This window comes from Brevundimonas sp. AVps5, from assembly GCF_058681515.1.
Genome location: NZ_CM178740.1, coordinates 148,381 through 172,736 on the forward strand (window position 1 = coordinate 148,381; position 24,356 = coordinate 172,736).

The window sequence follows — 24,356 nt, forward strand, 5'->3', positions numbered from 1 at the left end:
CGAGCGGAAGACGTCTTCAACGCTTCGAATGTCTTGGGTGAGAGAATGGTGGACGCGACAGGGATTGAACCTGTGACCCCCTCGATGTCAACGAGGTGCTCTCCCGCTGAGCTACGCATCCGCCAAGACGGTTCCGAACGGGTCCGGAACGGGAAGGAGCGGTCTATAGCCAGCCCATGCGACGGCCGCAAGGGCGAAACGGGGGTGATGTTGGGGCATGCCCTTAAGGGCGCTACCGCTCGGCTCGCGGAGCCTCGCTGCTTGAGCGCCATGTCGAGGCAGAACGAAGCCGACGCTGGGGTTGTCGACGCCCAGCGCTTCCACGGAACTCTGGCGCTGGATGAAAGCGACGTTGGCCGCTGGTCGCGCCGTCGAGCGAAGCAGCCGCTCTACCCTCATGAACAGCTGATTGTCTTTGAAGGGCTTCGCCAAGACGTCTTTCGCGCCCAGCTTGATCGCTTCCTGACCGTCGCGGGCCTGATAGCGAGTTGTCAGCACCATCACGGGCAAGGTCAGGATACGTCCTTTGGACTTGAGGTGCTGGAGGACGCCGAACCCATCAAGGCGAGGCTATTCACATCAAGGATCATGGCGTGGGGGCGAATGTCGGGGATGCGCCTGGCCGCATCGTCAAATCTGCGCGCCCGCAGGTTTGTTGTGATCCGGTCCGACGTCTCTCCGTTTCCGCGCGATGCGCCACGCAAAGAAGATGATGCCGCAGACAAGGAACAGGGTGCAGAAGATACTTCCCTCCGGGCCCTGCGCGCCACCGGTCAGCAAGTCCGGTCCGGCCGGGGCCAGCGAGACGGTGAGCGCAGGAACGCCCGCGTCGAGGCCGGTGACCGGCACGTCAAAGCCGGTGGCCAATATCCAGTTCCATCCTGCGTGCCATCCCATCGCGCCCCAGATGTTGTTGGATGAGATTGACCACGCGCTCGCGAAGAGAGCAAAAAGCAGAGTATTGCCCATGATGAGCCAGGACGTATCCGGGGAGAAATGAACCAGCGTAAAGGTAAGCGATGATATCAGGACGCCATAGATGAGGTTCGTGCGGCGTGTGATGACTGAAGTGAGCCATCCACGGAAGATGATCTCTTCGATGCCGGCTTGAACGAAGAAGCATACAAGGAGTCCAGCGATCGCGACGAGCGCCCCAGTTGACTGAACGGCCGGAAACAGTGCGCCAGGTTCGTAGGCACCAGCCCACCAGATACAAGCGACCACTGCCGACGGCATGACGACACCAGCCACCAGGCCGCCATAGAGTCCGGCCGCCGCACCTGCTTTCGTAAGACCGATTGTGCCGGCATTCCGCCGCTCGACGAATGCTATCCACGCTGCAACGGCGAGCACCCAGGTGATGAAGGACACAAGCAGCAGCGCCATAAGGCCCTGGGTGCCGACATATTCGCCCTGTGCATCCTGAAAGCCGAACCGCTCAAGAAAAAGTGCGGACGGAATCTCGGTGACGATCGCGAAGACGATGCAGAGGACGGGAGCGAGAAGTGCCCATGGAAGCCAGCCGCGCGCCGGTGAGGTGCTGTAAATGGTTTTGAGGTTCATACCCGGAGACTGAAGCGGGTCGCGGGCCAGTTATAGAACGATCGTGTGCGTTCACACGAACTGACGCGGGGCGGCGGTTTCGGGGTCGCCGCTGTTGGGCGTGCCCGAAGGCTCGATGAGCAAAAGCTCCACTTCGCGTCTCGCGTGCGGGCGGTGTTCCTCGCCCCTCGGCACGACGAAGAGGTCTCCGGGGCCAAGCGTGACGCTGCGGTCGCGCAGCTCTATTTCAAGTTCACCATGCAGAACAAAGAAAAATTCGTCCGTGTCGGCGTGTCTGTGCCAGGTGTACTGGCCCAGGAGTTTGACGATCATGATGTCGTAGTCGTTGAGTGTCGCGACCGTTCGCGGCGCCCAATGGTCCGAGAACATGGCGAATTTCTGCGTGAGGCTGATCTTGTTCTTCATCTTGTGGAGACTGACGGCGCGCCTGATCCAGGTCTTGAACGATTGAGCCGTTGCCATTGCGCCGGCGTCAGGCCGTAGGCGCTCCGAAAGTGTCGCGTCAGGTGGCTCTGGTCCGAGAATCCGCTGGCAGCGGCGATTTCTGCAAGTGGGGTTCTGCCGTTCATCATGGCTCGCGCTGTGTCCAGGCGGCGGAAGATCAGGTAGCGATATGGACTGACGCCCAGCAGCGCCCGAAATCCGCGCGAGAGCTGCCAACGATCCTGCCCGCTGACGCGTTCGAGATCATCAAGTCGGACATTGTTGTCCGCGTGGGCGTCAATGAACGCGCGCGCCAGCGCCACCGCCTGGAGGTCGACGCGCCGGTGATGCTTCTGTTCACCCCCAAGCTCTGACAGTGCCTCCGCAAGGTCGAGCATGGCCTGATCATACTCAAGGCCACAGAGGGCCTGGTTGAGATCACCGATAAGGGACGTGGCGGCCGCGTGCAGCCGCGCGTCGTCAGATACGCCCTCGGCAAGGAAAGGAAGAGCGCGTCCGCCGAGAGCCTCCTGAAGCGCGGAGGGTGCGACACTGGCGCTCCGGTACCGGAAGTGTCGCCCGTCCCCGGCGTGACCGTCATGAAGCTCATCCGGATGGAGAACGACGATCTGACCGGGCAGCGAATGACGCCGCGATCCGCGGTAGGAGAAGCTCTGCACCCCCGCGACGGTTATGGCGATGGCGTATGTGTCGTGCCGGTGCGGTCCGTAGGCTGCCCCGTCGAGGCACGCTTCAAACCGTTCGAAATCGCCCGGCGCCCGGACAATCCAGCCAGTCTCGTCACACGACATGCCGCTCTCCCGACCTTCCTGACGATAGGCGGAGTTCGGAAGGTCGCCAATGGGTAGAGGCTGTGTAAAAACTCCTGGGCGTCGGCCAGTTTTGCGAAGCTAGACGAGTTATGCCTCGTATTTTGGGCTCTGTGGTGCTCCGAGAAGTCTCTGCCGGAGGATAATCCAGCCAACTGAAAGTCCGGCCAGAGTTTTTACACAGCCTCGGTAGAGAACTGACAATCGCACCGAGGCAGATAGCGCATGTGCCGGATGGCAGTCAGGGGTGGAGACCCTTGCGCTCAAGCAGTGAGCGACCGCAAAGCCTGTCCTCCGGCTGATCGAAGATCGGACCGGGGGGCGAGCGATAGCGCCCCTTTCGCGCTCAAGCAGCGAGCCGCCGCGCGGCGAGCGATAGCGCGCTTTAATGTCTCAAGCCGCCGCGCACATCTTTTCGACTTCGCTGACGAGGTCGCGCAGGTGGACTGGCTTGGACAGGACCTTCGCCTGCGGGCTGGCCTGGGCGGCGCTGAGGGCGACGGCGGCGAAACCGGTGATGAACATGATGCGCAGCCCCGGCTGGCGGGCCGCGGCGACACGCGCAACCTCGATCCCGTCGGCGCCGGGCATCACGATATCAGTCAGAAGCAGGTCGTAGGGGCCGTGCTCGAGGGCGTCGATCGCGTCGTCGCCGTTCTCGCAGTCGATGACCTGGTGGCCCGCCCGTTCGAGCGCGCGGGTCAGAAAGCCCCGCAGCGATGAGTCGTCTTCGGCCAGCAGAATGCGCGCCATGCGTGGAAGTCCCCTGTTCAGAGCCCCTACGCTAGTCCGGCAACGGTAAACCGGCGATGAAATTCCCGCTACGGGATTGTTCGGTCCATCGCCAGGTCGGTGGAAAACCTCGCCGATCGCATCGAAAATCCGCGTCGCACTTTTCCGGATCAGGCCCTATTCGGGAAGCATGACGCCGCCGTTCGACGCCAGCACGCCTGTTTCCGATCCCCGGACCGCCTTTGTCGTGACGCCGGCGTTGGGGGAGGCGAGAGCGATGGTCTTCGCTTCTCCGCACTCCGGCAGGGAGCGGCCCGCCGACATGGGGGAGGCGGCCGGCCTGACCCTGTCGACCCTGCGCAGCGCCGAGGACGTCGGCGTCGATGGCCTGATCGCCGATGGGCCGCTGCGAGGCGTCCCGGTAATCGCCGGACGGGTCTCGCGCGCCTATGTCGATCTGAACCGGTCGCCGACGGAGCTGGACCCCGCCCTCGTGGACGGCGGGATCGAAGTGCCGCCGACGGCCAGGGTCTCGGCCGGGTTCGGCGTCATTCCCCGCCGGGCCGGGGACGGAACGCCGCTCTACGACCGGCGGCTGACCCGGGCGGAGGCGGCGGAGCGGCTGGAGCGCGTGCATGTGCCGTATCACGATGCGCTCGGTGCCCTCATGCGGGCTGCACAGGATCGGCACGGCGTCGCCCTGCTGATCGACTGGCATTCCATGCCGTCCCGGGCGGCGGGTGTGACCGGTCGGAACCGGCGTGGCGTCGATGTGGTGTTGGGGGACCGGCATGGGTCCTCCTGTCGCGGGGTGACGATGCGGCGGATCCGCGCCCTGTTCGAGACCCAGGGATGGCGGGTCGGACTGAACGCACCCTATGCGGGCGGCTATTCGACGGAACGTTGGGGGCGGCCCGACCAAGGGTTTCAGGCCGTGCAGGTCGAGCTGAACCGGGCCCTTTACCTGGACGAATCCACGCTGGAACCGTCCGAAGACTACGGGCGGTTCACCCAGGCCCTGGACCGCGTCATCACCGCTCTGGCCGTCGAGACCTGGCCGCGCTGAACCGGGGGTCAGGGCGAAAAAAAGCCGCGCCCGAGGGCGCGGCATAAAGTCTATAGGGAGGAAACGCCCAGGAAGGGCAAGACGCCCGGAGGCGTCGAAGGTCAATCTAGGTTGCGGTGCACAACGCGTCAAGCTGGCTTTTTGTGATCAATGATCACGCCATGTTACCAGTGACAGCAGCGGTCTGCCTTGATCCAGGCCCGTTCGGGACACGTTTCGTGAACGATCAGTCTTTCGCTTAAATGCTGCACTGCGAAGCCGTCAGGTGCCGCGCTCGCGACTAACCTCCAGAAGCTGTCTGGCGGTCCGGATGGCGCGGGCGGCGGGGGATCGGGACTGACGCCAGACCATCAAGGAGAAGGCTGACATCACGCCCGCGCACAGCCAGATCGGCCCGAAAAGCCAGGCGGCTGCGGCGAGGGCAAAATAATAGCCGCGCACACCCTGGCTGAAGCAGGACAGGGCCGGGTTCAGGACCTCGGCCGTCGCCTCGCCGAACGCGACCTTGTCGGCCTCGGAGTGGACCTCCGGCGCAGCCCCGATCAGGGCGAGGGCGTAGTTCATCTGGCGGATCGACCAGATGAAATCGAGCAGGCCGCGGGCGAGGCACAAAAGGACCAGACCGAGCTTGGCCTCCAGCAGTTTGACCGGCACAGGCTCGGCCCCGACGGCGGAGAAACCCTGAAGGGCCTGGTCGCCGCCGAACAGGATGCCGGCGACGCCTGCGATGAGCAGCAGGTTCGACGAGGCGAAGAAGGATCCCGAATTGATGGAATGGCCCAGCAGCTGGCTGTCCAGCAGCCGCATCTCCCGGTGCGTCATCGCCGTCATCCAGGCGTGACGAACGGTCAGCATGTCGGTGTTGAGTGTGCCGCTGCGGTGCGCCAGCAGCCTCAGGAGCGGGTCGTAGCCCAGCCAGCACAGGAAGAAGAGGGCCAGACCCAGCCAGTCGATCGTGGTCATTCCCGTCGGACTCCCTTGCCTGCCGTCATCGTTCGGCCCAGCCGCGCTTGCCGTTCGCCGCCGGGAGGCTTATCACGCCCGCCTCCCTTCGCAGACGCACAAACCGAGCCCGCCATGAACATCGACGCCATTCCCGTCGGTCCAAACCCGCCCTGGGACCTGAACGTGATCATCGAGATCCCGCAAGGGGGCCTGCCGGTGAAATACGAGATGGACAAGGCGTCCGGTGCCCTGTTTGTCGACCGGTTCCTGCATACGGCGATGTATTATCCGGGCAATTACGGCTTCGTGCCCCACACCCTGGCGGACGACGGCGATCCCTGTGACGTGATCGTCCTGAACCCGACGCCGGTGGTGCCGGGTTGTGTCATCCGGTCGCGCCCGATCGGCGTGCTGATGATGGAAGACGAGGCCGGCGGCGACGACAAGATCCTGGCCGTGCCGGTCGACGCCCTGCACCCCTACTACACCGACATCGCCAGCTATCGGCAGCTGCCGACGATCATGGTCGAGCAGATCGAGCACTTCTTCACCCGCTACAAGGACCTGGAGAAGAACAAGTCGGTCCGCGTGAAGCGCTGGGGCGACGCCGGCGAAGCCGCCGAGCTGATCGTCGAAGGCATGCGCGCCTATGAGGCTGCCGAGAAGGCGAAGACCGGCAAGGCGGCCAACGCCGCCTGATCCCGGATTGCGGGGCGAGGCGACGTCCCCATATGGCGGTGATGGCAACACTCTCGGTTCTCGATCTCGCGCCGGTGCCCGAGGGTTCCGACGTGTCCCGGGCGCTGGCGAATACGCTGGACCTGGCCCGGCACGCCGAGCGGCTCGGCTATAATCGCTACTGGCTGGCCGAGCACCACAACATGGCCGGGATCGCCTCGGCGGCGACCTCGGTCGTCATCGGTGCCGTGGCCGCGGCGACCAGGACGATCCGCGTCGGCGCGGGCGGGGTCATGCTGCCCAACCATGCGCCGCTGGTGATCGCCGAACAGTTCGGCACCTTGAACGCCCTCTATCCCGGCCGCATCGACCTGGGCCTGGGCCGCGCGCCGGGTTCGGATCAGGCGACGGCCCGTGCCCTGAGGCGGACCCTGCAGAGCGATGCCGACGGCTTCCCGCAGGACGTGACGGAGCTGATGCACTGGTTCGAGCCGGCGGGGGATGACCAACGCATCCGGGCGAATCCCGGCGAGGGCCAGGACATTCCGGTCTGGATCCTCGGCTCATCGACCTATGGTGCCCGGCTGGCCGCCCATCTGGGTCTGCCCTACGCCTTCGCCAGCCATTTCGCGCCGTCCGATCTTGCTTCCGCCGCACGCATCTATCGTGAGAGCTTCCGGCCTTCGGCGCGGCTGGAGAAGCCGTATCTGATGCTGGGCTACAACGTCTTTGCAGCCGGGACGGACGAGGCGGCGCGGCTGTTGTTCAGCTCGGTGCAGCAGGCGTTCGTCAACCTGAGGAGCGGCCGTCCCGGCAAGCTGCCGCCGCCGAAGGCCGGGTACGCAGAGACCCTGAACGAAGGCGAGCGCGCCATGATCGCCCAGGCCCTGTCCTGTTCGGCCGTGGGCTCGCCCGCGACGGTCCGGGCCGCGATCGACGCCTTCGTGGCGGCCACCGGTGCGGACGAGTTGATGATCACCAGCCAGATCTGGGACCATGACGCGCGGGTCCGATCGCTGGAACTGCTGGCCGGGGCGATGGCGGATAGCTGGGCTGCGGCCTGATCAGTCGGTTTTCGGTTTTCGGGGCTTCCGCGGTTTGCGCGGGGCCTTGGCAGGCGTCGGCGCGATTCCGGGATCCAGTTCCTGTTGACCCTCAGGCTTCGGCTTCGGCTTAGGCCTAGGCCTAGGCCTAGGCCTAGGCCTAGGCTTGGGCTTGGGCTGAGGGGGCGCTGCCGGCGTGACCTCGGGCTCCGGTTCGGGGCCGGGCAGGGCGTCGGACGGCGTCGTCAGCTTCAGCCGCGCCTTCTCCTTCCACGCCATGGCGTCTTTGAGAACGTGCCATTCGAAGCCAAGGCGGATGGCGGCCTGGATGTCGTCGCCGGGTTCGCCTGGCTCGCGCCCGGCCAACCGGTCCTTCAGATGGCGGCATTCGCCTAGCAGGTTCGCCGCCGCCAGAAGCTCGTCCGGGGCACCGGGGAAGCGGCCGATGTCTTCAAGCGTGGCGTATCGCCAGCCGTGCTCCGGCGGTCGTTCCAGCACCATGGCCCAGCGCAGTTCGGCCGGCAGCTCCTCCGCCAGCCAGGTCCATTCGGCGCTGCCCGGTGCGCGCTGGTAGTGGCCGTGCTGCGTCGGAAGGCCGTGGACGGCGTAAACCTCGAGGGCGCTCGACTCGATCTCGGCAATGGCCGGCAGGGTGGGCGGTGCGCGTCGTCCAGCCCGCTCCCACATGTCGCCGGTCGCAACGGCCAGCGCTGTGTTGCGCTTGCCGCGCTGGCGATTGCCCAGAAGCCACTCTCTCCAGGCGGGCATCGCGATCAGTTCGTGTTCAGGGCGCTCGTGACCGAGATGTCGTAGACGACGCGCGACACCGACTGGATCAGCTCGAAGAATTTGCGGATCTCGGCCGACAGGGCGCGCGGAGCGTAAACGATGTCTTCGGGCTGAATTGCGAAGCTGCTGGCGATGAAGAAGCCGGACGCCTCCTCCAGATTCAGGCGATAGATCACCGGCACGCCCTTGGGGGTCGGCGGCTGGGACAGGCCCAGGGCCCGGGCCACTTCGGGGCGCTCGAAGCGGAAGACCAGGACCGAGCGGGCGTTGGCCGCACCGTCGTTGAGGCCGCCGGCCATGCTGAGAGCGCCGGCAAGGGTCAGCTCGCCCGCAGGCATGTCCTGACGCGTCACCGCGCCCAGGGCCCCAAAGGTCGAGAAACGACGCGGCGTATAGACGAGGTTGATCTGGTCGGCACGTTGCAGCCGGACGTTCTCGGCGAACTCGGTGGTCACGGCGGTCATCGGCGCGGACCAGGTCTGGCCGTCCCTCCGGATCTGGACCTGGATGTCCTGAACCGCGCGGCTGGCACCGCCCGCGGCGGCGATCACGTCCAGAAGGGTGTCGGCATTGACCGACAGGGGCGCGCGGCCGGGCTGTTTGACCTCGCCCAGGACGGTCACGGTGTTGGAGGCGTTCTCGGCCAGGGTGACCGAGACCTGCGGATTGCCGACGCGGCCGATCAGGGCGCGGCGGATGGCACCGCCGGCTTCGGTCGTGGTCAGGCCCGCGACACGCACGAGGCCGGCGAAGGGCACCGCGACATTGCCGCCGCGATCGACAATCACGGCCGGCAGGGCCTGATTGCCGGAGCGGATGCGGTCGGCGCTGCCGCTGCCGAACAGGGCGCCGCTGGGCTCGAAGATGGCGATCGACAGCTGGTCACCTTCGCCGATGACATCGACAGGAGCGGTGCTTGAGGCGGCCGCGAGCGAGCCCAGATACTGGGCCGGCAGGGACTTGATCCGCTCCGCCGCAGCATAGTCCAGGTCCACGATCGAGTAGTCCGCCCCGTCGGCATCGGCCTCGGCGCCCCGCTCCACGGCGCGGCCCGAGGGCCCGTCGCGCGGCAAGGTCGAGCAGCCACCAAGGATGGCGACGATCAGAAGGGCGAGGATGGATCTCGTCATGGTGTCCGAACTCAGCAGTACAGCGCCGTGATTACCGGCCTTTGACCTGCCGCGCCAGCGCAAGTCGTCGTCGTACAACGCGCCACGGAGTCAATCCGTCAAACCGACCCGCCGGCCCACCTCGGCGAAATGGCCGTCCCATCTCGGAGCCTTGAACGGCGAGGCTTTCGGAGGATGGCGGGTGGCCTTTTCCAGCGCGTCGAGCCATCCGAGCCCGTCCAGCGGATCAATCAGCTGGGCGTCAGGAACCAGTTCACGGTGCACGGGGATGTCGGAGGCGATCAGGGGCACGCCGAGGGCGGAGGCCTCCACGGCCGGTAGATCGAAACCCTCGACCGACGACGGGGCGACCAGCGCCCGCGCGCTGGCCATCAGGGTCGCAAGCGCCGAGTCGGGCAGGTCGGCGGCCTGATGCACCAGACCCCGCAAGGCGGGAGAGCGTTCCAGATGATCCAGAACCGCCTCGTTCTCCCAGCCGTAGCGGCCGACCAGAACCAACTGGGGTGCCGCATCACCCATCCGTTCGTGCAGCCGCCGCCAGATGGTCAGCAGGAAGGCCAGGTTCTTGCGCGCCTCGATCGTGCCGATGTGGACGAAATAGGGTCGGGGGGTCGCCGCGGTCAGAGGAGTCAGGAAGGTCGGCTCCAGCCCCAGATGAACGGCGTGAATGGGCGGCGGCGTCACGCCTTCGCGCGCGGCAAAGGCGGCCAGCTCATCGGCCGTGTATCGGGAGTTAACGATGATCCGTGAGGCGGCGGTCAGGGTGTTGAGGACCCGCTCGCGGTGTTTGTCCCGGTCGCCCGGACGGCAGAACTCGGGGTGGGTGATCGGGATCAGATCGTGCAGGAACACGATCCGCTCGATGCCCCGGTCACGCAGTTCCGTCAGGATGCGACCGTCGCCCAGCCCTGTGTGACCTACGTTGAAATAGAGGGTGCTGTCCGGGAGGTTCTGGATCCACTGCGAGCGGAAGAACTGTTTCCACACGCGCCGACGCCGTCCCGGCGTCCGTCCCGGATCGGTCGGCGGGGTTCCGATCACTGAGTCTGACGACTTCGTGTCGCTGCTGAGCGCGGTCATCAACCGCATCTCGTCCTCGGTCAGCGAGCGTTCGAAGAAGGCGCCGGTCCAGCGGGATCGCATGGCGGAGACGCACTTCCGGAACCATACCTCGTCGACGACGACAAGCTGGTCGTTGCGGCTCCGGACCGGGGTAACCTGGACGTCGGGGAGGGACAGCAGCCACTCGGCATAGGCCAGGCAGACGCGGTCCACACCCGTCGGCGCGGTCCGTTCGACGCGGCTCAACAGCCGGCTTGCGTCAAAGAGAACCGATCGCGTCACGACAGGCCGAGGCGACCGTACATATCGGACAGCCGTCCCTGGTAGGCCTCGACCGAGAATTTTGCGGACTGGGTCAAGCCCCGCCGAACAAGATCGTCCCGCATCGCGTCGTCGGCATCCAGGGCGCGGAGACCGCGCGTCATGGCCTGGACATCATAGGGATCGACCATGACGGCCGCGTCGCCGGCGACTTCCGGCAGGGAGCCGCCGGTGGAGGTCAGGACGGCGGTGGACAGGGCCATCGACTCCAGCACCGGCAGGCCGAAGCCTTCGTAAAGCGACGGGAACAGGGTCGCCTTGGCACCGCGGATCAGGCTGATCAGCAGCGAGAACGGCATGTATTCATAGCGTCGGATGCGCTGGGCGCTGGGCCCACCGTCACGCATGACCTGATTCAGAAGGGCGGTCTCGCCCTCGTCCAGCCATGCACGGCCGCCGACGATGACCAGCGGCGTTTCCACACCCGAGGCCAGATAGGCCTCGACGATACGCCCGAGATTCTTCTTGGGCTCGATGGCACCGAAATGGAGGAAATACTCCTTCCAGCCGAGGTTGAAGACGCCTTCCAGTTCGATGGTCACATCGGCCTGGGTGCGGCTGGTCAGCGCCTTGGGCAGGTTGACCGCCTGATAGGTGTTGGTGACCCGGTCCTCGGAGACGTCCAGCAGGCGGATCACGTCCTGGCGTGTCGTTTCCGAAACCACCGCGATGTGGTCGGCGCGCCGGACGATCATCTTGCAAAGCGCCAGATAGGTGGCCTTGTCGTCCATCGTCGTGTGCGGCAGGCGCAGGGGGATCAGGTCGTGGATCGTGTAGATGTTCGGCACGCCCCGCGCATACAGCGGCAGGGTGGCGGTCCATTGCATGGCGTCTGGTCGCTTGATCTCGCCCGAGGCTTCGAAATCGACCGGCGTCTCCTTGCCGTAGGCGTTGAAGCAGCGGTTGGAGACATGAAACAGGTCACGGGCCGCCCAGTAGGCGTTCGCTTCCGGTCGGCCGCCGCCACGCGACGGCCAGACGACTTCGCCGCTGGGCTTGATCGGCCAGGCCGACCGGCCGAGCCGGCTCGTGTAGGTTCGCAGAAATCGCTCGAACTTCTTTACCTTCGGATCCGGGCGGTCCGGATCGACCAGGGCGGCTTCGTTGACGACATTGCTGGAAGAACGATTCGTAACGGGACCGTACAGCACTTGCCCGTCCATCCCGAGCCGGCCAAGGGTCGACAGCAGGTTGCGGCCATAGGTGGCGATGCCGGACCCCTTGGCCATGGCGATGTTGAACCCGTCGACGCAGATCGTGGACCGCGACTTCGCAGGCGAGGCGACACCTGACGTGCCTGCCGTCCTCGCGGGCATATCGCTCACGAAAACGCTGGAAAGATCAGAGCGAAGGGATCGCTCCGCGACATCAGGCGACGTATCCAAATCCAGCCTTCGGCGTGGTTTTTCCGGACCGGCGGAAACGTCGCGCGGCTGCCGTGCGGGGTAGACCCTTGCCCGGCAGGGGTCAACCGCAACCGGAGTGCTGTCAGGAGACGTAACCCGCCTGCATCAGTTCGGCGAGATGGACGATGGCGACCGGCCTGTCGTCCACGACCACGAACAGGTTCGTGATCTTGTTGGCGGTCAGTAGGTCGACGACGTCGCTCATCCGCTGGTCGGGCGTGACGGTTATCGGCGACTTGCTCATGATGTCGGCGGCGGTGATACGGCCGATATCCTGGGCGAAGGCGCGGCGGATGTCGCCGTCGGTGATCATCCCGGCGAGGGCGCCGTCACCGTCCAGTACGGCGACCGCGCCCTTTCGTCCCTCGGTGATGCGGGCGACCAGGTCGGCGAAGACGGCGTCCAGCGGCACGGTCGGCGGCGGCGCGTGATTGTCGCCCATCCATTCGCGCACGCTCTGCAGGCTCATGCCCAGGGACCCGCCCGGATGGTGCAGGCCGAAATCGGTGGCTGAAAAGCCGCGCCGGTCCATCAACACCATGGCCAGGGCGTCGCCGAGCGCGAGGGTCATCAGGGTCGAGGTGGTGGGTGCCAGGCCGTTGGCGCAGGCCTCGGCCACGCTGGGCATGACCAGCGGTACCGCGGACATGCGGGCGAGGAACGACGACCCGCGCTGGGTCATGCCGATAACGGGAATGTCGTTGCGCTGGCAGAACAGCAGGGGATCGCGCAGTTCGCGGCTCTCGCCCGAGCTTGAGATAGCCAGCAGGGTGGTGTCGCCGCGCAGCATGCCCAGGTCGCCATGACTCATCTCGGCGGGGTGGACGAAGAAGGCGTTGGTGCCGGTGGAGGCGAGGGTGGCCGCGATCTTTCCGCCGATGTGACCCGACTTGCCCATGCCGGTCACTACGACATAGCCGGATCGCGACAGGATCACGTCGCAGGCGCGCGCGATGCTGGCGTCCACCGTCCGTTCGAGCGCCTGCAGGGCCTCGATGTTCAGCCGGATCACCTCGCGCGCACGGAGAGTCATGGTGCCGACGGCTTCGGGCAGGGAGGCGGGGGCGTCGAGGGGCATGAGCCGTCTTTCTGATGCGGCGCCCTTCCAGCCAGCGCGGGCGCGCGGCGGGCGTCTGTCGTTGTCGTGGCGTGAAATTGCCCCATCCAGCCGCGTTTCACAATGGATCGGCCGAGGCGGGCATGAACCGCCGCAACGCAAGTTCGACCGAAACCGGTCAACCTTTGCCGGACGGGCGCGTTGAGCATGCGGGGACCGTCAACTCATCTGGACTTTCATGCTGTCAGACACCGGAACGCTCGCCGAAACCCTGTCCGCGCCCCCGGTCGCGCTGGCCCACTCCCTGGCGCTGTTTCTCGATCTCGACGGGGTTCTGGCCCCGATGGCGCCGACGCCGGACGCTGTGCTGGCCGACCCCAGGCGAACCGCAGTCCTGACCCGGCTGGATGAGGCGCTCGACGGTCGTCTGGCGATTGTCAGTGGGCGGACGCTGGTTGACATCGACCGGATCGCCGGCGGGGCCGCTCCCTCCGCCGCCGGTGTGCACGGGCTGGAACGGCGACGACGGGACGGCACCGTGGATCGCCCCCCGGCCTCGCCCGGCGTCGCACAGGCCCTGGTGGCCTTCCGGCGCTTCGCCGCTGACCGGCCCGGCGTCCTCATCGAGGACAAGGGTGTCTCAACCGGCCTCCACTATCGCCAGTCGCCGGCCAGTGCGGACGAAGCCCTGCTCCTGGCGCGCGATCTCGCCAGGACCACCGGCCTGACGCTCCAGCCCGGTCACATGGTGCTGGAACTCCGAACCCCCGGCGCCGACAAGGGCGGAGCGGTCACGGCCTTCATGGCTGAACCGCCTTTCGTGGGGGCGGTGCCCGTCATGGTCGGCGACGACCTGACCGACGAAGCGGGCTTCCGCGCCGCCGAGACGCTTGGCGGGTTCGGGGTTCTGGTCGGTCCGTATCGGGCGACCGCCGCGCGCTATGGCCTGCGCGACGTGGCGGCCGTGATGGACTGGCTTGAGGCCGTCGCAGCGGAGGCGGGACAATGACCATGGCCTCGCCCCTGCCTCCCTCGCTCGACCTCGCCCCCATCGGCAACTGCGCCCTTTCGGCCCTGATCGACCGCAACGGTCGGTTCGTCTGGGCCTGTGCCCCACGCGTGGACGGCGATCCCGTTTTTTCGGCCCTGATGAACGGTGAGGCCCCCGAGCACGGCTTCTGGGACATCGAGCTGGAGGGACTGAAGCATGTCAGCCAGGCCTATCTCGACAACACCCCGGTCCTGCGCACCGTCCTGACGGCTGAGGACGGCGCGGCGGTCGAGATCATCGACTTCGCGCCCCGGCATCTGAAGCATTCGCGGACCTATCGGCCGCTGGCCTTCGCGCGGATCGTCCGGCCGCTCGGCGGGGCTCCGCGCATCCGCGTCCGGCTGAGGCCTTCCGCCGACTGGGGTGCCCGCCGGGCAGATCTGAGCTCTGGCTCCAACCACATCCGCTATCTGTGCAGCGACGTCACGCTGCGCCTGACCACGGACTGCCCGGTCTCGCACGTGCTGGAGGAGCGGGTGTTCCGGCTGGAACGGTCCCTGGCCTTCTTCCTTGGCCCCGACGAGGGCTACGATCAGGAGGTCGGGTCGGGCGTCTCGGCCACCCTGGATCGTACCGTCGCCTACTGGAAGGACTGGGTCCGCACCCTCTACATCCCGCTGGACTATCAGGAGGCGGTGATCCGGGCGGCGATCACGCTGAAGCTCTGCGTCTATGAGGAGACGGGGGCCATCGTCGCGGCCATGACCACCTCGGTGCCGGAGTTCCCCGAGAGCGGGCGCAACTGGGACTATCGCTACTGCTGGATCCGCGACGCCTACTACACGGTGCGGGCGCTGAACCGGCTCGGCGCGGTCGACATGCTGGAGAACTACCTCGTCTATCTGAGGAACCTGGTCGATTCCTCGGCCGGAGGCCATGTCCAGCCCGTCTATGGCGTCGGACTTGAGGAAGACATCGACGAGCGGATCGTCACCTCGGTAGCGGGCTATCGCGGGATGAAGCCCGTGCGCGTCGGCAACCAGGCGCGCGAGCACCTGCAACATGACGTCTACGGACAGATCGTCCTGCCTCTGGTCCAATCCTTCTACGACCGGCGCCTGCTGCGGCCGGGCACGGTGGGTGACTTTCACGCCCTGGAGAAGGTCGGGGAGCGGGCCTTCGCCATGCACGATCAGACCGATGCCGGCCTGTGGGAGTTCCGGACCATCGCCCGGGTGCACACCTATTCGTCGGTCATGTGCTGGGCCGCCTGCGACCGCCTGTCGAAGGCGGCGCACCAGCTGGGCCTCGAACTGCGCGCCGGGGTCTGGCGGGACCGCGCCCGGATCATCCGTGAGCGGATAGAGAAGGAGGCCTTCGTCCCGGAGGAGGGCCGCTTCGGCGCCAGCTTCGGCGGGAAGGAGCTGGACGCCTCACTGCTACAACTCGTCGACCTCGGTTTCCTTGATCCCGGCGACCCCCGTCAGGTCGCCACGTTTGACGCGATCGAGCGAGACCTGAAGAAGGGCCCCTACCTGTTCCGCTATGTCGAGCCGGACGATTTCGGCAAGCCGGAGACTGCGTTCAACTTCTGCACCTTCTGGTTCATCGAAGCCCTGCACCTGAATGGTCGGAGCGAAGAGGCGCGGGAAATCTTCGACCAGATGCTGAGCCGCCGGACCCATGCGGGTCTGCTCTCGGAGGACATCTCGCTCGGCGACAACGAACTGTGGGGCAATTATCCGCAGACCTATTCGCTGGTCGGGATCATCAACTGCGCTGTCCTGCTCAGCCGATCGTGGACGGACGTCCGATGAGCGGGGCAACCGACCGCCCGGTCACGACTTTGCCTTTGATCCTCTTGCTGCGCTCCGAGGTTATCGATCGCCATGAGTAGATTGATTGTCGTCTCGAACCGGGTTTCCGCCCCTGTCGATCCCGCTGCCGGGTCCACAGGCGGATTGGCCATGGCCCTGTCGGCGGCGCTGCGGAAGTACGATGGGCTGTGGTTCGGCTGGTCGGGTAAGACGACTGAACAATTCACCGGCGACCTCAAATACGAGGACCGCGCCGGCGTCACGGTCGCCCTGGTCGATCTGGAGGCCCAGGATGTCGAGGAGTATTACAACGGCTATGCCAACAAGACCCTGTGGCCCCTGTTCCACCACCGGGTCGACCTGACCGCCTACGAACGATCCTACGGCGAGGGCTACGAGCGGGTGAACCGGCGGTTCGCCGAGGTGCTCGCGCCCCTGATCGAGCCGGACGACGTGATCTGGATCCACGACTATCACCTGATCCCGATCGCATGGGATCTGAGGCGGTTGGGGATCAGGAACCGGATCGGCTTTTTCCTGCACACACCCTGGCCGGCGCGACAGCTTCTGGTGACCCTGCCTCACCATCGGCGGTTGGTGGAGAGCCTGTTCGCCTACGATCTGCTCGGCTTCCAGACCCGGGAATGGCTCGACCTGTTTCGTGACTATGTGATCTCCGAGGCGCGGGGAGAACTGTCCGGCTACGGAGGGCTCGAAGCGTTCGGGCGCAAGGTCGAGATCGGCGTCTTCCCTATCGGCATCGACGTTCAGGGTTTCATCGATGCCCGAAACTCACGCGAAGGCACCAGCACCTACGACCGGATGGCGGCCTCGGCGGCCTTCCGGTCGATGATGGTGGGTGTCGATCGGCTCGACTATTCCAAAGGGCTGGAGGAGCGGATGCTCGGCTACGAGCAGTTCCTGCACGACACCCCCGACATGCACGGCGACGTCTTCCTGGTGCAGGTCACGCCGATCAGTCGAGACGACGTCGACGCCTATCAGGATATCCGCGCCCGGCTGGATTCGCTGGCTGGACGGATCAATGGCGAATACGCCGACATGGACTGGCAGCCGATCCGATATCTGAACCGCAGCTATCGTCGCGACCAGCTGGCCGGCATCTACCGGGCGGCGCGGGTCTGTCTGGTCACCCCGCTCCGTGACGGCATGAACCTTGTGGCCAAGGAATTCGTGGCCGCCCAGAACCCGGATGATCCAGGTGTGCTGATCCTCTCCCGCTTTGCCGGCGCGGCCGAACAGATGGGCGAGGCCCTGCTGGTCAATCCGTTCAGCCGCGAGGAGGTGGCCGATGCCATCCACCGCGCCCTGACCATGCCGCTGGCCGAGCGGGTCCGCAAATGGCAGGCCCTGATGCAGGTGGTGCGCGACACGGACGTGGGCATCTGGCGCGACAGTTTCGTGGGGGCCCTGAAGGCGGTGGAGATCGCCGACGACGGCGACCCGCCCTTCCATCAGGGACATGCCGATGCCGCCTGAGGGGCTATGCAGCCTCGGCCCCAACGGGTGCCGCGTCACGGAGCGTGGCGCGATGGTGGGCCGGCCGGGCCGCGAGTCGCGCGATGTAGTCGTCCAGAAGCGGGCTTTCCGGCAGATACTGGCGACACCAGCCCAGCGAACCGCCGATCAGGATGTCGGCGAGGGTGAACTGATCCCCCATCAGCCACGGGCCCTCCCACAGGGCCTCGAGGATCCGGGTCACAGCCGCCTCGTATCGGGCGAGGGCCGTGGGATCGGTGTCGACCGCCCCGGTGAACCTGTCCATGAAGGCCGGCTCCATCTCGCCGGTCGTCCAGCAGATCCAGGTCAACAGGGGACCGCGTTGGGGCGAACCCTGTTCGAAGCCGAGGCCAGCGTCGGGATGGAGACCATTCAGATACAGGGCGACAGCCGCCGACTCTGTGATCAGGGCTCCGCCGTGGACCAGGGCCGGGACCTTGCCGTCGGGATGCGGGTTCTTCGGATCCGGTGCCCCTGTTCCATCCTTGCGGCGGATGTCGCAGTATTCCACCCGGCAGTCGGCCCCCAGTTCCTCAATCAGCCACAGCAGGCGCGAGGACCGGGATTGCGGGGCGTGGAACAGTGTCAGCATCATCTTCTCTCCGATCCAATGAGCCTCGGCGGACCGCCTTGGCCGGTAAGGATTGACTACCGCCATCCTGCTGCCAGCATGCTGTCAGCAGTCGTACGGTAGGTGACGCTCAAGCGGCGACGCTGCGCTCAAGCAGCGAGCGACCGCGTCGTTCACGATAGCGCACCAAGGAAGCTGATGAGACGCGCAGACCGCCTGTTCCAGATCGTCCAGCTGCTGCGCCGCAGCTCTCAGCCGGTGACGGCGGAGGCGATCGCGGTCGAGCTGGAGACTTCGAAACGGAGCGTCTATCGCGACATCGCCGCCCTGATGGGCCAGCGCGTGCCGATCCGGGGCGAGGCAGGTATCGGCTATGTGCTCGACAGCGGCTTCGACATGCCGCCCCTGATGCTGACCTCGGACGAGGTCGAGGCGGCGGTGCTCGGTGCCCAGTGGGTGGCGGGCAGGGGAGACCCCGCGCTCGCCCGCGCCGCCCGCGACCTGATGGCAAAGATTGCGGCCACCGTGCCCGAGCGACTGCGCCCGATGATCATGGAGCCTGCGGTGACATCGGCCGTGTGGACGACGCACGAGGCCGAGGTTCTCGATATGGGACAGTTGCGGGCCTGGATCCATGCCGGGCGCAAGGTCACGCTAGACTATCGCGATCAGGAGGATCGCGCCTCACGGAGGACTGTCTGGCCACTGCTGATCGGCTATCGCGAGACGACGCGCCTGCTGGTCGCCTGGTGCGAAAGTCGCGACGATTTCCGGACCTTCCGGACGGACCGTGTCGTGGAGGCGACCTTCCTTGACGACCGGTTCCCCGGCCGGCCCGCGCAGATGCGAGCGCGCTGGCAGGCGAAGATGGACGCGGACAAGGCAGCATGGATCGCGTCAGGCAAGCCGGACCTGCATTGAGGCTGGAGCCTGACCTCAGGCCCGGAGGATCGATCGCCCTGCAACGCCTGCCGACAGCAGGGCGAACACCAGTCCTCCAACGATCACCTGTGGTTCCTTGAGGACCAGCCAGGCGAGTCCGAAGAAGCCTGTCAGGACGAGATTGGCGACAAGCCAGACGGCGCTCTGAACGCGGTCGATCTGTCTTGCGCGGATCATGATGACATTGATCAGGGCAGCGACAAGGATGGCCAACCCGGACCCCGCAAACCAGAGTGTATCCAGACTGAAGGCCCGCCAGCTCATCAGGCCGGACAATCCCAGATGGACAAGGCCCAGCGCCATCGCGAGCCCTGTCAGGATCGGAAGCAGGTATCGCATCAGCCGGCCCACCCGTTGCGTTGGGCAAAACGGGCCAGCCGCCTGGAGCGGCCGCATCCGTGAAGCATCAGGCCGGCCAGCAACAGAAGCGACCAGAGCAGATATCCCTCAAGAGCGAGGGCTCGAAGCACGACCGCATGAACCGTGGCCGAGACGCCGTTGGCCACCAGGCCGATCGTGTTCAGGACCAGCATGATCGCCGCGACGGCGGCGAGGGCGAAGGGGCCCCGGCTGAGCAACGCGAGCCCGGCGACCGCGAAGGCCAGACCGATCCCGGCCGCAACCGGAGGCAGGATATCGGGGGTTGTCAGCCCCATGAAGGCACGAGCTGTCGCCAGTACCTGGACCGCGAACATCAGGATGGTGGCCGCCGCGGCTATCCGGACGGCGATCAACGCGCCTTCGAGGGTGCGCAGCCAGCGCAGACAGGCAGCGCCCAGACAGCCCCATGCGAATGCCAGCGCGGCGCCGGGATTCTCGATGGCCTCGATCTCCGCTTGCATTGCGGCGGCCCATTCGGATCGGGACGGGGGAAGAATCCGGCCGAGATGGTCGGCCAGGCCGAGGGCGATCTGGCCCCTGATGTCCCGCGTCATGTGGCTGCTCCGGGTGCGATCTCGACGGCCGGGACCGCCCCGGCGGGAAACTCGGTCGCCTGTGCGGCGGCGAGTGCCACCCCGCTGTCAGTCAGACGGTAGGCGTGGCGGGGCGGCCGTCCGGGTTCCAGCGGCTGTCGCCACTCCGAGTCCAGCAGTCCCTGATCGGTCAGCCTCATCAGAAGCGGGTACAGGGTGCCGGCCTTGACGCCGGTCTCCCGGGACAGATCGTAGCCGTGCCGCCACGCCTGTGGCTGCTGCGCGAGTGCAGCAAGGACCCTTCGGGTCTGCGGAGAGATGTTCGATCGACGAGCCATAGCACATATCGACATATATAGAGTTTGTTGGCAAGCCCGACTCGGAGACGGAACCGCCGCCCCACAGAGTCCCTGCGTGGCGGCGGCTTGATCGTCGACGCTGCCGGGTCTCAGTAGATTTCGAACAGACCCGCGGCCCCTTGGCCGCCGCCGATGCACATGGTCACGACGCCGTATTTGGCGCCACGACGCTTGCCTTCGATCAGCACGTGACCCGTCATCCGGGCACCCGACATGCCGTAGGGGTGGCCGATCGAGATGGCACCGCCCGAGACGTTGAGGCGATCCATCGGGATGCCCAGGGTGTCGGCGCAGTACAGAACCTGCACGGCGAAGGCCTCGTTCAGCTCCCAGATGCCGATGTCGTCGACTGTCAGGCCGTGCCGCTTCAGCAGCTTGGGCACGGCGTAGATCGGACCGATGCCCATTTCGTCCGGCTCGCAGCCGGCCACGACCATGCCGCGATAGGCGCCCAGCGGCTGGAGGCCATGACGAACGGCCTCACCGGCTTCCATGATCACGGAGGCCGAGGCGCCGTCGGACAGCTGGGACGCATTGCCGGCGGTGATGAACTCGCCCTGCTGGATCTCCTCGCCGCCGCCGAAGACCGGCTTGAGCGACTTCAGGCCTTCCAGTGTCGTGTCGGCTCTGTTCCCCTCGTCCTTCGACAGGGTCACTTCCCTGGCCGAGGTCTGACCGGTCGCCTTGTCGACGACCTGCATGGTCGTGGTCATCGGCACGATCTCTGCATCGAAGCGGCCGGCCTCCTGGGCGGCGGCCGTGCGCTGCTGTGACTGCAGGGCGTATTCATCCTGGCGATCACGGGAGATGCCGTAACGGCGCGAAACGACCTCGGCCGTCTCCAGCATCGACATATAGACATGGGGCGACAGCTTCAGCAGCGCCTCGTCCTTCATTCGATAGAGGTTCATGTGCTGGTTCTGGACCAGGGAAATGGATTCCAGACCACCGCCGACGGCGACCTTTTGCTGGTCGAACACCACCTGTTTGGCGGCCGTGGCGATCCCCATCAGGCCCGAGGCGCACTGGCGGTCGATGGTCATTCCGGCGACGGTCGAGGGCAGGCCCGCGGCCAGCGCGATCTGGCGCGCGACATTGGTGCCGGTCGAACCCTGTTGCAGGGCCGCGCCGAGGACCACGTCCTCGACCTCGGCCGGGTCGATCCCGGCACGGGCGACGGCGTGCCTGACCGCGTGAGCGCCGAGCGCCTGGGCCTGGGTGTCGTTGAAGGCGCCCCGATAGGCGCGTCCGATGGGGGTCCGTGCCGTCGACACGATTACCGCTTCACGCATTCTTCTCTCCCTGTCGGTCGACTTTGGCGACCTTGACGATTTTGTTGGTCGGATTGACCAGATTCTTGGTCAGTTTGACCGACCGTTTATTGACCAGATTATTGACCGGTTTGGCGTGTCAGGAATGAGCCTTCTGGGCCTTGGACAGTTCGATCATGCCCTGGGCGGCACCCATCTCCGGCACGATCTCGCCGGTGCGGTCCGAAATGGCGTCGAACCGGGCCGCGACCTGTTCCGGGGCGTCGTCGCCGACGATCCGGACGCCTTGCGTCAGGGTGACGTAGGCGCGCTCGAACCCGCCGGCGCCGGCACCGAGGATGCAGCGCGTCGGTGCATCCTGGCTGACCAGATACAGCAGGCCCGGGGACACCAGTTCCGGCCCCAGCGCCTCCAGCGGCAGGCGGCCGGCGAGATCCTCTGTCATGCGCGTATGGGCCGTCGGGGCCAGACAGTTGACCCGGATGTCGTTCTTGGCTCCCTCGATGGCCAGGGTCTGCATGAAGCCGACGAGCGCCATCTTGGCCGCACCGTAGTTGGCCTGGCCGAAATTGCCGTACAGGCCCGACGACGAGGTGGTCATGACGATGCGGCCATAGTTCCGCTCGCGCATCCCGTCCCACACCGCCTTCGTGCAGTTCACGGCTCCCATCAGGTGAACATCGACGACGAAGCGAAAATCCTCGATCTCCATCTTGGCGAACGACCTGTCCCGCAGCACGCCCGCATTGTTTACAAGAATGTCGACCGAGCCCCAACGCGCGGTCGCCTCGGCCACCATCGCCTTCACGGCCTCATAGTCGGTCACCGACGCGCCGTTGGCCATGGCCTCGCCCCCGGCCGCCTCGATCTCGGCGACGACGGCCTGGGCCGGGCTGGTCGAGGATCCGGCGCCGTCCCGCGCTACGCCCAGGTCGTTGACCACGACCTTCGCCCCCCGCGCCGCCAGAGCCAGGGCATGCTCGCGCCCAAGACCCCCGCCCGCACCGGTCACGATCGCCACCTTGCCGTCGAATCGCATTGCCATCTGTGGCCTCCCTTATCTCTGATCACCCCCATAACAGGCCGGGACTGCTCGCCAAGGGGGGGATATGTGTTGAAACGGCGCCACAGTCGCCGTGCTACGAACCGAAATAAGGAACCTCGAGCCAACTATGCCGTTCGGCCCGGTGAGCGTCACGTGTAAGCGTGACCTTCGGGCATTCAACGATATGAGGACTGACATGAAGCTGAAACTTCTCGCCAGCGTCGCAGCCGCGGGGCTTTTCGCCGCTGGTGCTGCTTCGGCTGAGCCGGACGGCTGGTACGGCGCGATCGACGCCGGTTACCACAAGATCGACGACATCAACGTGCAGGCGTCCGGCAACGGCGTGAACTGGAACGCCGAAGTGAACGACGGCTGGGCCGCGTTCGCTCGTCTGGGCTACCGGTTCAACCCGAACTGGCGCGTCGAGCTCGAAGGCGGTTACCGCTCGGGCGATATCGGCCGCATCCGCCACTCGACGGGTTCGGTTCCGTCGGGCGTGTGTAACTTCACCCCTGCCACGGGCCCCTGCTTCTCGCCCGAAGGCGACATCGAATCCACCACGCTCATGGCCAATGTCATCTATGACATCGGCGGCGAGTATTGGGGCGTTCGTCCGTTCGTCGGCGTGGGCATCGGCCTCAACCGCGTCAACACCGAGTTCGTGGGCACCATCCGCGGCCAGCGCACGGTCTCGATCGCGGCTGACGACAGCTCGACCAAGTTCGCGGCTCAAGCCCTGGCTGGCCTGAGCTACGCTGTCGGCGACCGCGCCAACATCGACCTGACGTACCGTTATCTGACGGGCGACATGGAGTTCAGCAGCTTCACGAACTCCACGGCGGCCGTGAACAACTACGGCACGTTCGAAGGCGACTACGACGAGAGCCACACGGTGTCCCTGGGCCTGCGTTACGCCTTCGGCGCCGCTGACGCCCCGCCGCCCCCGCCGCCTCCTCCGCCTCCTCCGCCCCCGCCGCCTCCCCCGCCCCCGCCGCCTCCTCCGCCGCCGCCGCCTCCGCCGGCTCCGGTCGCGCGTGAGTTCGTGGTCTACTTCGACTGGGATCGCTCGGACCTGACGGCCGAAGCCCGTTCGGTGGTGACGCAGGCCGCCAACTACGCCAAGTCGGGTCGTCCGACGCGCGTGCTGGTCGTCGGCTACGCCGACACCTCCGGCTCGGCCGCCTACAACGTGGGCCTGTCGAACCGTCGCTCGCGCACCGTAGCTGACGCCCTGGTCGCCCAAGGCGTCGCCGGCGGCGTGATCGCTCTCGACGGCAAGGGTGAAACCAGCCTGGCCCGTCCGACCGCCGACGGCGTTCGCGAGCCTCTGAACCGTCGCGCCACCATCGGCATCAACTTCTAGGACGCCTGACAAGGGTTCCGGTCCCGAAAGGGATCGGAACCCCGTCAGACTGACATGGAAGACGCCGGGGGGCGTCGGTGCGACGGAAAGGGCGACCTTTCGGAAGACGACCTCCCTCGCTGATGATCCTATGATGGGCCGCCGGTTCTCCCGTTCAGGAGACCGGCGGTTTCGCGTTTCCGGGCGGCGTTGCTCGAAAGTCTCGCTTCAAGCGTTATGGCCCGCACCACGGCCTTTCGAGCCCCTTCGTCGGGATCGGAATGCGTGGAATTCGTCCGATGTCGCTGGAAGGTTTCGTGAAATTTCGAATACACCACTCGCTTTTTTGGACAAGTCGGTTGATCCGCGTGACGAGGCCAGCGACAAAGGTGTCCATGTCAGAGTTCCGACCCTCTCGTCCGGTCTTCGACGGAGCCGCGCCGCCCTTGGGCCACGGCGGGTTTTTTTCGGGGTGCCGGATGGTTGGCAGAGTTTCCCGCGTTTCATGCCGTCCCCAAGACTTCGCGTGAGCTGGTCC

The 24,356-nt window shown here is 66.2% G+C and carries 24 protein-coding genes, 1 tRNA gene and 1 pseudogene; 8 read left to right on the forward strand and 18 right to left on the reverse strand.

Annotated features, from left to right (window positions below; translation table 11 throughout):
- Positions 1-46 precede the first annotated feature (46 nt).
- From ACW18A_RS00750 to cpdR, 6 genes and pseudogenes are all read right to left on the reverse strand, one after another.
- Positions 47-121: transfer RNA gene (locus ACW18A_RS00750), tRNA-Val, on the reverse strand.
- A pseudogene (locus tag ACW18A_RS00755) lies at positions 112-558 on the reverse strand (response regulator); the annotation flags it as partial. The gene ACW18A_RS00750 and the pseudogene ACW18A_RS00755, both read right to left, overlap by 10 nt.
- Positions 559-630: 72 nt before the next feature.
- Entirely contained in the window at positions 631-1,563 is a 933-nt protein-coding gene (locus tag ACW18A_RS00760) for a CPBP family intramembrane glutamic endopeptidase (protein ID WP_492022918.1), read from the reverse strand.
- Positions 1,564-1,614: 51 nt separating this feature from the next.
- Positions 1,615-1,968, reverse strand: coding sequence for a cupin domain-containing protein (locus ACW18A_RS00765; RefSeq protein ID WP_492022919.1), 354 nt, complete (start codon positions 1,966-1,968; stop codon positions 1,615-1,617).
- Positions 1,965-2,798, reverse strand: coding sequence for an AraC family transcriptional regulator (locus ACW18A_RS00770; RefSeq protein WP_492022920.1), 834 nt, complete (start codon positions 2,796-2,798; stop codon positions 1,965-1,967). Before ACW18A_RS00770 ends, ACW18A_RS00765 begins: the two co-directional genes overlap by 4 nt.
- Before the next feature lie 411 nt (positions 2,799-3,209).
- Positions 3,210-3,569: a cell cycle two-component system response regulator CpdR gene (gene cpdR, locus ACW18A_RS00775; RefSeq protein ID WP_492022921.1), complete on the reverse strand. Its 360-nt coding sequence runs from the start codon at positions 3,567-3,569 to the stop codon at positions 3,210-3,212.
- Positions 3,570-3,825: 256 nt separating this feature from the next.
- Here cpdR and ACW18A_RS00780 point away from each other — a divergent pair, with 256 nt between their 5' ends.
- Positions 3,826-4,614: an N-formylglutamate amidohydrolase gene (locus tag ACW18A_RS00780; RefSeq protein WP_492022922.1), complete on the forward strand. Its 789-nt coding sequence runs from the start codon at positions 3,826-3,828 to the stop codon at positions 4,612-4,614.
- Between the two features lie 261 nt (positions 4,615-4,875).
- Here the strand turns inward: ACW18A_RS00780 and ACW18A_RS00785 are convergent, their stop codons facing one another.
- Complete coding sequence (locus ACW18A_RS00785) at positions 4,876-5,577, reverse strand: DUF599 domain-containing protein (RefSeq protein ID WP_492022923.1); 702 nt, start codon at positions 5,575-5,577, stop codon at positions 4,876-4,878.
- Positions 5,578-5,691: 114 nt separating this feature from the next.
- Here ACW18A_RS00785 and ppa point away from each other — a divergent pair, with 114 nt between their 5' ends.
- The gene (ppa, locus tag ACW18A_RS00790; protein WP_492022924.1) at positions 5,692-6,258 is read left to right on the forward strand and encodes an inorganic diphosphatase; all 567 of its coding nucleotides are present in this window, start codon (positions 5,692-5,694) and stop codon (positions 6,256-6,258) included.
- 41 nt (positions 6,259-6,299) lie between these two features.
- A complete protein-coding gene (locus ACW18A_RS00795) occupies positions 6,300-7,301 on the forward strand; it encodes an LLM class flavin-dependent oxidoreductase (RefSeq protein WP_492024306.1) in 1,002 nt (333 codons plus the stop codon).
- On the opposite strand, the gene ACW18A_RS00800 is transcribed toward ACW18A_RS00795, so the two are convergent.
- The 5 genes from ACW18A_RS00800 to ACW18A_RS00820 form a co-directional block, all read right to left on the reverse strand.
- Positions 7,302-8,048, reverse strand: a complete 747-nt coding sequence (locus ACW18A_RS00800) for a hypothetical protein (protein ID WP_492022925.1) — start codon at positions 8,046-8,048, stop codon at positions 7,302-7,304.
- A gap of 5 nt (positions 8,049-8,053) precedes the next feature.
- Positions 8,054-9,199, reverse strand: coding sequence for a polysaccharide biosynthesis/export family protein (locus tag ACW18A_RS00805; protein ID WP_492022926.1), 1,146 nt, complete (start codon positions 9,197-9,199; stop codon positions 8,054-8,056).
- Positions 9,200-9,289: 90 nt separating this feature from the next.
- A complete protein-coding gene (locus tag ACW18A_RS00810) occupies positions 9,290-10,507 on the reverse strand; it encodes a glycosyltransferase family 4 protein (RefSeq protein WP_492022927.1) in 1,218 nt (405 codons plus the stop codon).
- A 32-nt stretch (positions 10,508-10,539) separates the two neighbouring features.
- On the reverse strand, positions 10,540-11,898 hold the full coding sequence (locus tag ACW18A_RS00815; RefSeq protein ID WP_492024307.1) for a glycosyltransferase family 4 protein: 1,359 nt from the start codon (positions 11,896-11,898) through the stop codon (positions 10,540-10,542).
- 172 nt (positions 11,899-12,070) lie between these two features.
- Positions 12,071-13,066, reverse strand: coding sequence for a KpsF/GutQ family sugar-phosphate isomerase (locus ACW18A_RS00820; RefSeq protein WP_492022928.1), 996 nt, complete (start codon positions 13,064-13,066; stop codon positions 12,071-12,073).
- Between the two features lie 217 nt (positions 13,067-13,283).
- Here ACW18A_RS00820 and otsB point away from each other — a divergent pair, with 217 nt between their 5' ends.
- The 3 genes from otsB (at position 13,284) to ACW18A_RS00835 (ending at position 17,353) form a co-directional block, all read left to right on the forward strand.
- Positions 13,284-14,054, forward strand: coding sequence for a trehalose-phosphatase (gene otsB, locus ACW18A_RS00825; RefSeq protein ID WP_492022929.1), 771 nt, complete (start codon positions 13,284-13,286; stop codon positions 14,052-14,054).
- Positions 14,051-15,853, forward strand: a complete 1,803-nt coding sequence (locus ACW18A_RS00830) for a glycoside hydrolase family 15 protein (RefSeq protein ID WP_492022930.1) — start codon at positions 14,051-14,053, stop codon at positions 15,851-15,853. The genes otsB and ACW18A_RS00830 overlap by 4 nt, the downstream gene beginning before the upstream one ends.
- A gap of 72 nt (positions 15,854-15,925) precedes the next feature.
- Complete coding sequence (locus ACW18A_RS00835; RefSeq protein ID WP_492022931.1) at positions 15,926-17,353, forward strand: alpha,alpha-trehalose-phosphate synthase (UDP-forming); 1,428 nt, start codon at positions 15,926-15,928, stop codon at positions 17,351-17,353.
- Positions 17,354-17,357: 4 nt separating this feature from the next.
- On the opposite strand, the gene ACW18A_RS00840 is transcribed toward ACW18A_RS00835, so the two are convergent.
- Complete coding sequence (locus ACW18A_RS00840; RefSeq protein ID WP_492022932.1) at positions 17,358-17,969, reverse strand: glutathione S-transferase family protein; 612 nt, start codon at positions 17,967-17,969, stop codon at positions 17,358-17,360.
- A 174-nt stretch (positions 17,970-18,143) separates the two neighbouring features.
- On the opposite strand from ACW18A_RS00840, the gene ACW18A_RS00845 reads away from it, so the two are divergent.
- Positions 18,144-18,866: a helix-turn-helix transcriptional regulator gene (locus tag ACW18A_RS00845; RefSeq protein WP_492022933.1), complete on the forward strand. Its 723-nt coding sequence runs from the start codon at positions 18,144-18,146 to the stop codon at positions 18,864-18,866.
- Between the two features lie 15 nt (positions 18,867-18,881).
- Here ACW18A_RS00845 and ACW18A_RS00850 read toward each other — a convergent pair whose 3' ends face one another.
- From ACW18A_RS00850 to ACW18A_RS00870, 5 genes are all read right to left on the reverse strand, one after another.
- Positions 18,882-19,226 (reverse strand): hypothetical protein, encoded by a 345-nt coding sequence (locus tag ACW18A_RS00850; protein WP_492022934.1) that lies wholly within the window; start codon positions 19,224-19,226, stop codon positions 18,882-18,884.
- A complete protein-coding gene (locus tag ACW18A_RS00855; RefSeq protein ID WP_492022935.1) occupies positions 19,226-19,822 on the reverse strand; it encodes a hypothetical protein in 597 nt (198 codons plus the stop codon). The genes ACW18A_RS00850 and ACW18A_RS00855 overlap by 1 nt, the downstream gene beginning before the upstream one ends.
- Positions 19,819-20,139 carry a PadR family transcriptional regulator gene (locus ACW18A_RS00860; RefSeq protein WP_492022936.1) on the reverse strand — a complete coding sequence of 107 codons (321 nt, stop codon included), beginning with the start codon at positions 20,137-20,139 and terminating at the stop codon, positions 19,819-19,821. Before ACW18A_RS00860 ends, ACW18A_RS00855 begins: the two co-directional genes overlap by 4 nt.
- 110 nt (positions 20,140-20,249) lie before the next feature.
- A complete protein-coding gene (locus ACW18A_RS00865; protein WP_492022937.1) occupies positions 20,250-21,452 on the reverse strand; it encodes an acetyl-CoA C-acyltransferase in 1,203 nt (400 codons plus the stop codon).
- A 118-nt stretch (positions 21,453-21,570) separates the two neighbouring features.
- A complete protein-coding gene (locus ACW18A_RS00870; protein ID WP_492022938.1) occupies positions 21,571-22,476 on the reverse strand; it encodes an SDR family NAD(P)-dependent oxidoreductase in 906 nt (301 codons plus the stop codon).
- Between the two features lie 196 nt (positions 22,477-22,672).
- Here ACW18A_RS00870 and ACW18A_RS00875 point away from each other — a divergent pair, with 196 nt between their 5' ends.
- On the forward strand, positions 22,673-23,839 hold the full coding sequence (locus tag ACW18A_RS00875; protein ID WP_492022939.1) for an outer membrane beta-barrel protein: 1,167 nt from the start codon (positions 22,673-22,675) through the stop codon (positions 23,837-23,839).
- Positions 23,840-24,356: the final 517 nt, after the last annotated feature.

Excerpts from the sequence above, each read along its gene's own strand:
- ACW18A_RS00760 (WP_492022918.1), bottom strand. The coding sequence starts at position 1,563 with ATGAACCTCAAAACCATTTACAGCACCTCACCGGCGCGCGGCTGGCTT.
- ACW18A_RS00765 (WP_492022919.1), bottom strand. The coding sequence starts at position 1,968 with ATGAAGAACAAGATCAGCCTCACGCAGAAATTCGCCATGTTCTCGGAC.
- ACW18A_RS00770 (WP_492022920.1), bottom strand. The coding sequence starts at position 2,798 with ATGTCGTGTGACGAGACTGGCTGGATTGTCCGGGCGCCGGGCGATTTC.
- cpdR (WP_492022921.1), bottom strand. The coding sequence starts at position 3,569 with ATGGCGCGCATTCTGCTGGCCGAAGACGACTCATCGCTGCGGGGCTTT.
- ACW18A_RS00780 (WP_492022922.1), top strand. The coding sequence starts at position 3,826 with ATGGTCTTCGCTTCTCCGCACTCCGGCAGGGAGCGGCCCGCCGACATG.
- ACW18A_RS00785 (WP_492022923.1), bottom strand. The coding sequence starts at position 5,577 with ATGACCACGATCGACTGGCTGGGTCTGGCCCTCTTCTTCCTGTGCTGG.
- ppa (WP_492022924.1), top strand. The coding sequence starts at position 5,692 with ATGAACATCGACGCCATTCCCGTCGGTCCAAACCCGCCCTGGGACCTG.
- ACW18A_RS00795 (WP_492024306.1), top strand. The coding sequence starts at position 6,300 with ATGGCAACACTCTCGGTTCTCGATCTCGCGCCGGTGCCCGAGGGTTCC.
- ACW18A_RS00800 (WP_492022925.1), bottom strand. The coding sequence starts at position 8,048 with ATGCCCGCCTGGAGAGAGTGGCTTCTGGGCAATCGCCAGCGCGGCAAG.
- ACW18A_RS00805 (WP_492022926.1), bottom strand. The coding sequence starts at position 9,199 with ATGACGAGATCCATCCTCGCCCTTCTGATCGTCGCCATCCTTGGTGGC.
- ACW18A_RS00815 (WP_492024307.1), bottom strand. The coding sequence starts at position 11,898 with ATGCCCGCGAGGACGGCAGGCACGTCAGGTGTCGCCTCGCCTGCGAAG.
- ACW18A_RS00820 (WP_492022928.1), bottom strand. The coding sequence starts at position 13,066 with ATGCCCCTCGACGCCCCCGCCTCCCTGCCCGAAGCCGTCGGCACCATG.
- otsB (WP_492022929.1), top strand. The coding sequence starts at position 13,284 with ATGCTGTCAGACACCGGAACGCTCGCCGAAACCCTGTCCGCGCCCCCG.
- ACW18A_RS00830 (WP_492022930.1), top strand. The coding sequence starts at position 14,051 with ATGACCATGGCCTCGCCCCTGCCTCCCTCGCTCGACCTCGCCCCCATC.
- ACW18A_RS00835 (WP_492022931.1), top strand. The coding sequence starts at position 15,926 with ATGAGTAGATTGATTGTCGTCTCGAACCGGGTTTCCGCCCCTGTCGAT.
- ACW18A_RS00840 (WP_492022932.1), bottom strand. The coding sequence starts at position 17,969 with ATGATGCTGACACTGTTCCACGCCCCGCAATCCCGGTCCTCGCGCCTG.
- ACW18A_RS00845 (WP_492022933.1), top strand. The coding sequence starts at position 18,144 with ATGAGACGCGCAGACCGCCTGTTCCAGATCGTCCAGCTGCTGCGCCGC.
- ACW18A_RS00850 (WP_492022934.1), bottom strand. The coding sequence starts at position 19,226 with ATGCGATACCTGCTTCCGATCCTGACAGGGCTCGCGATGGCGCTGGGC.
- ACW18A_RS00855 (WP_492022935.1), bottom strand. The coding sequence starts at position 19,822 with ATGACGCGGGACATCAGGGGCCAGATCGCCCTCGGCCTGGCCGACCAT.
- ACW18A_RS00860 (WP_492022936.1), bottom strand. The coding sequence starts at position 20,139 with ATGGCTCGTCGATCGAACATCTCTCCGCAGACCCGAAGGGTCCTTGCT.
- ACW18A_RS00865 (WP_492022937.1), bottom strand. The coding sequence starts at position 21,452 with ATGCGTGAAGCGGTAATCGTGTCGACGGCACGGACCCCCATCGGACGC.
- ACW18A_RS00870 (WP_492022938.1), bottom strand. The coding sequence starts at position 22,476 with ATGGCAATGCGATTCGACGGCAAGGTGGCGATCGTGACCGGTGCGGGC.
- ACW18A_RS00875 (WP_492022939.1), top strand. The coding sequence starts at position 22,673 with ATGAAGCTGAAACTTCTCGCCAGCGTCGCAGCCGCGGGGCTTTTCGCC.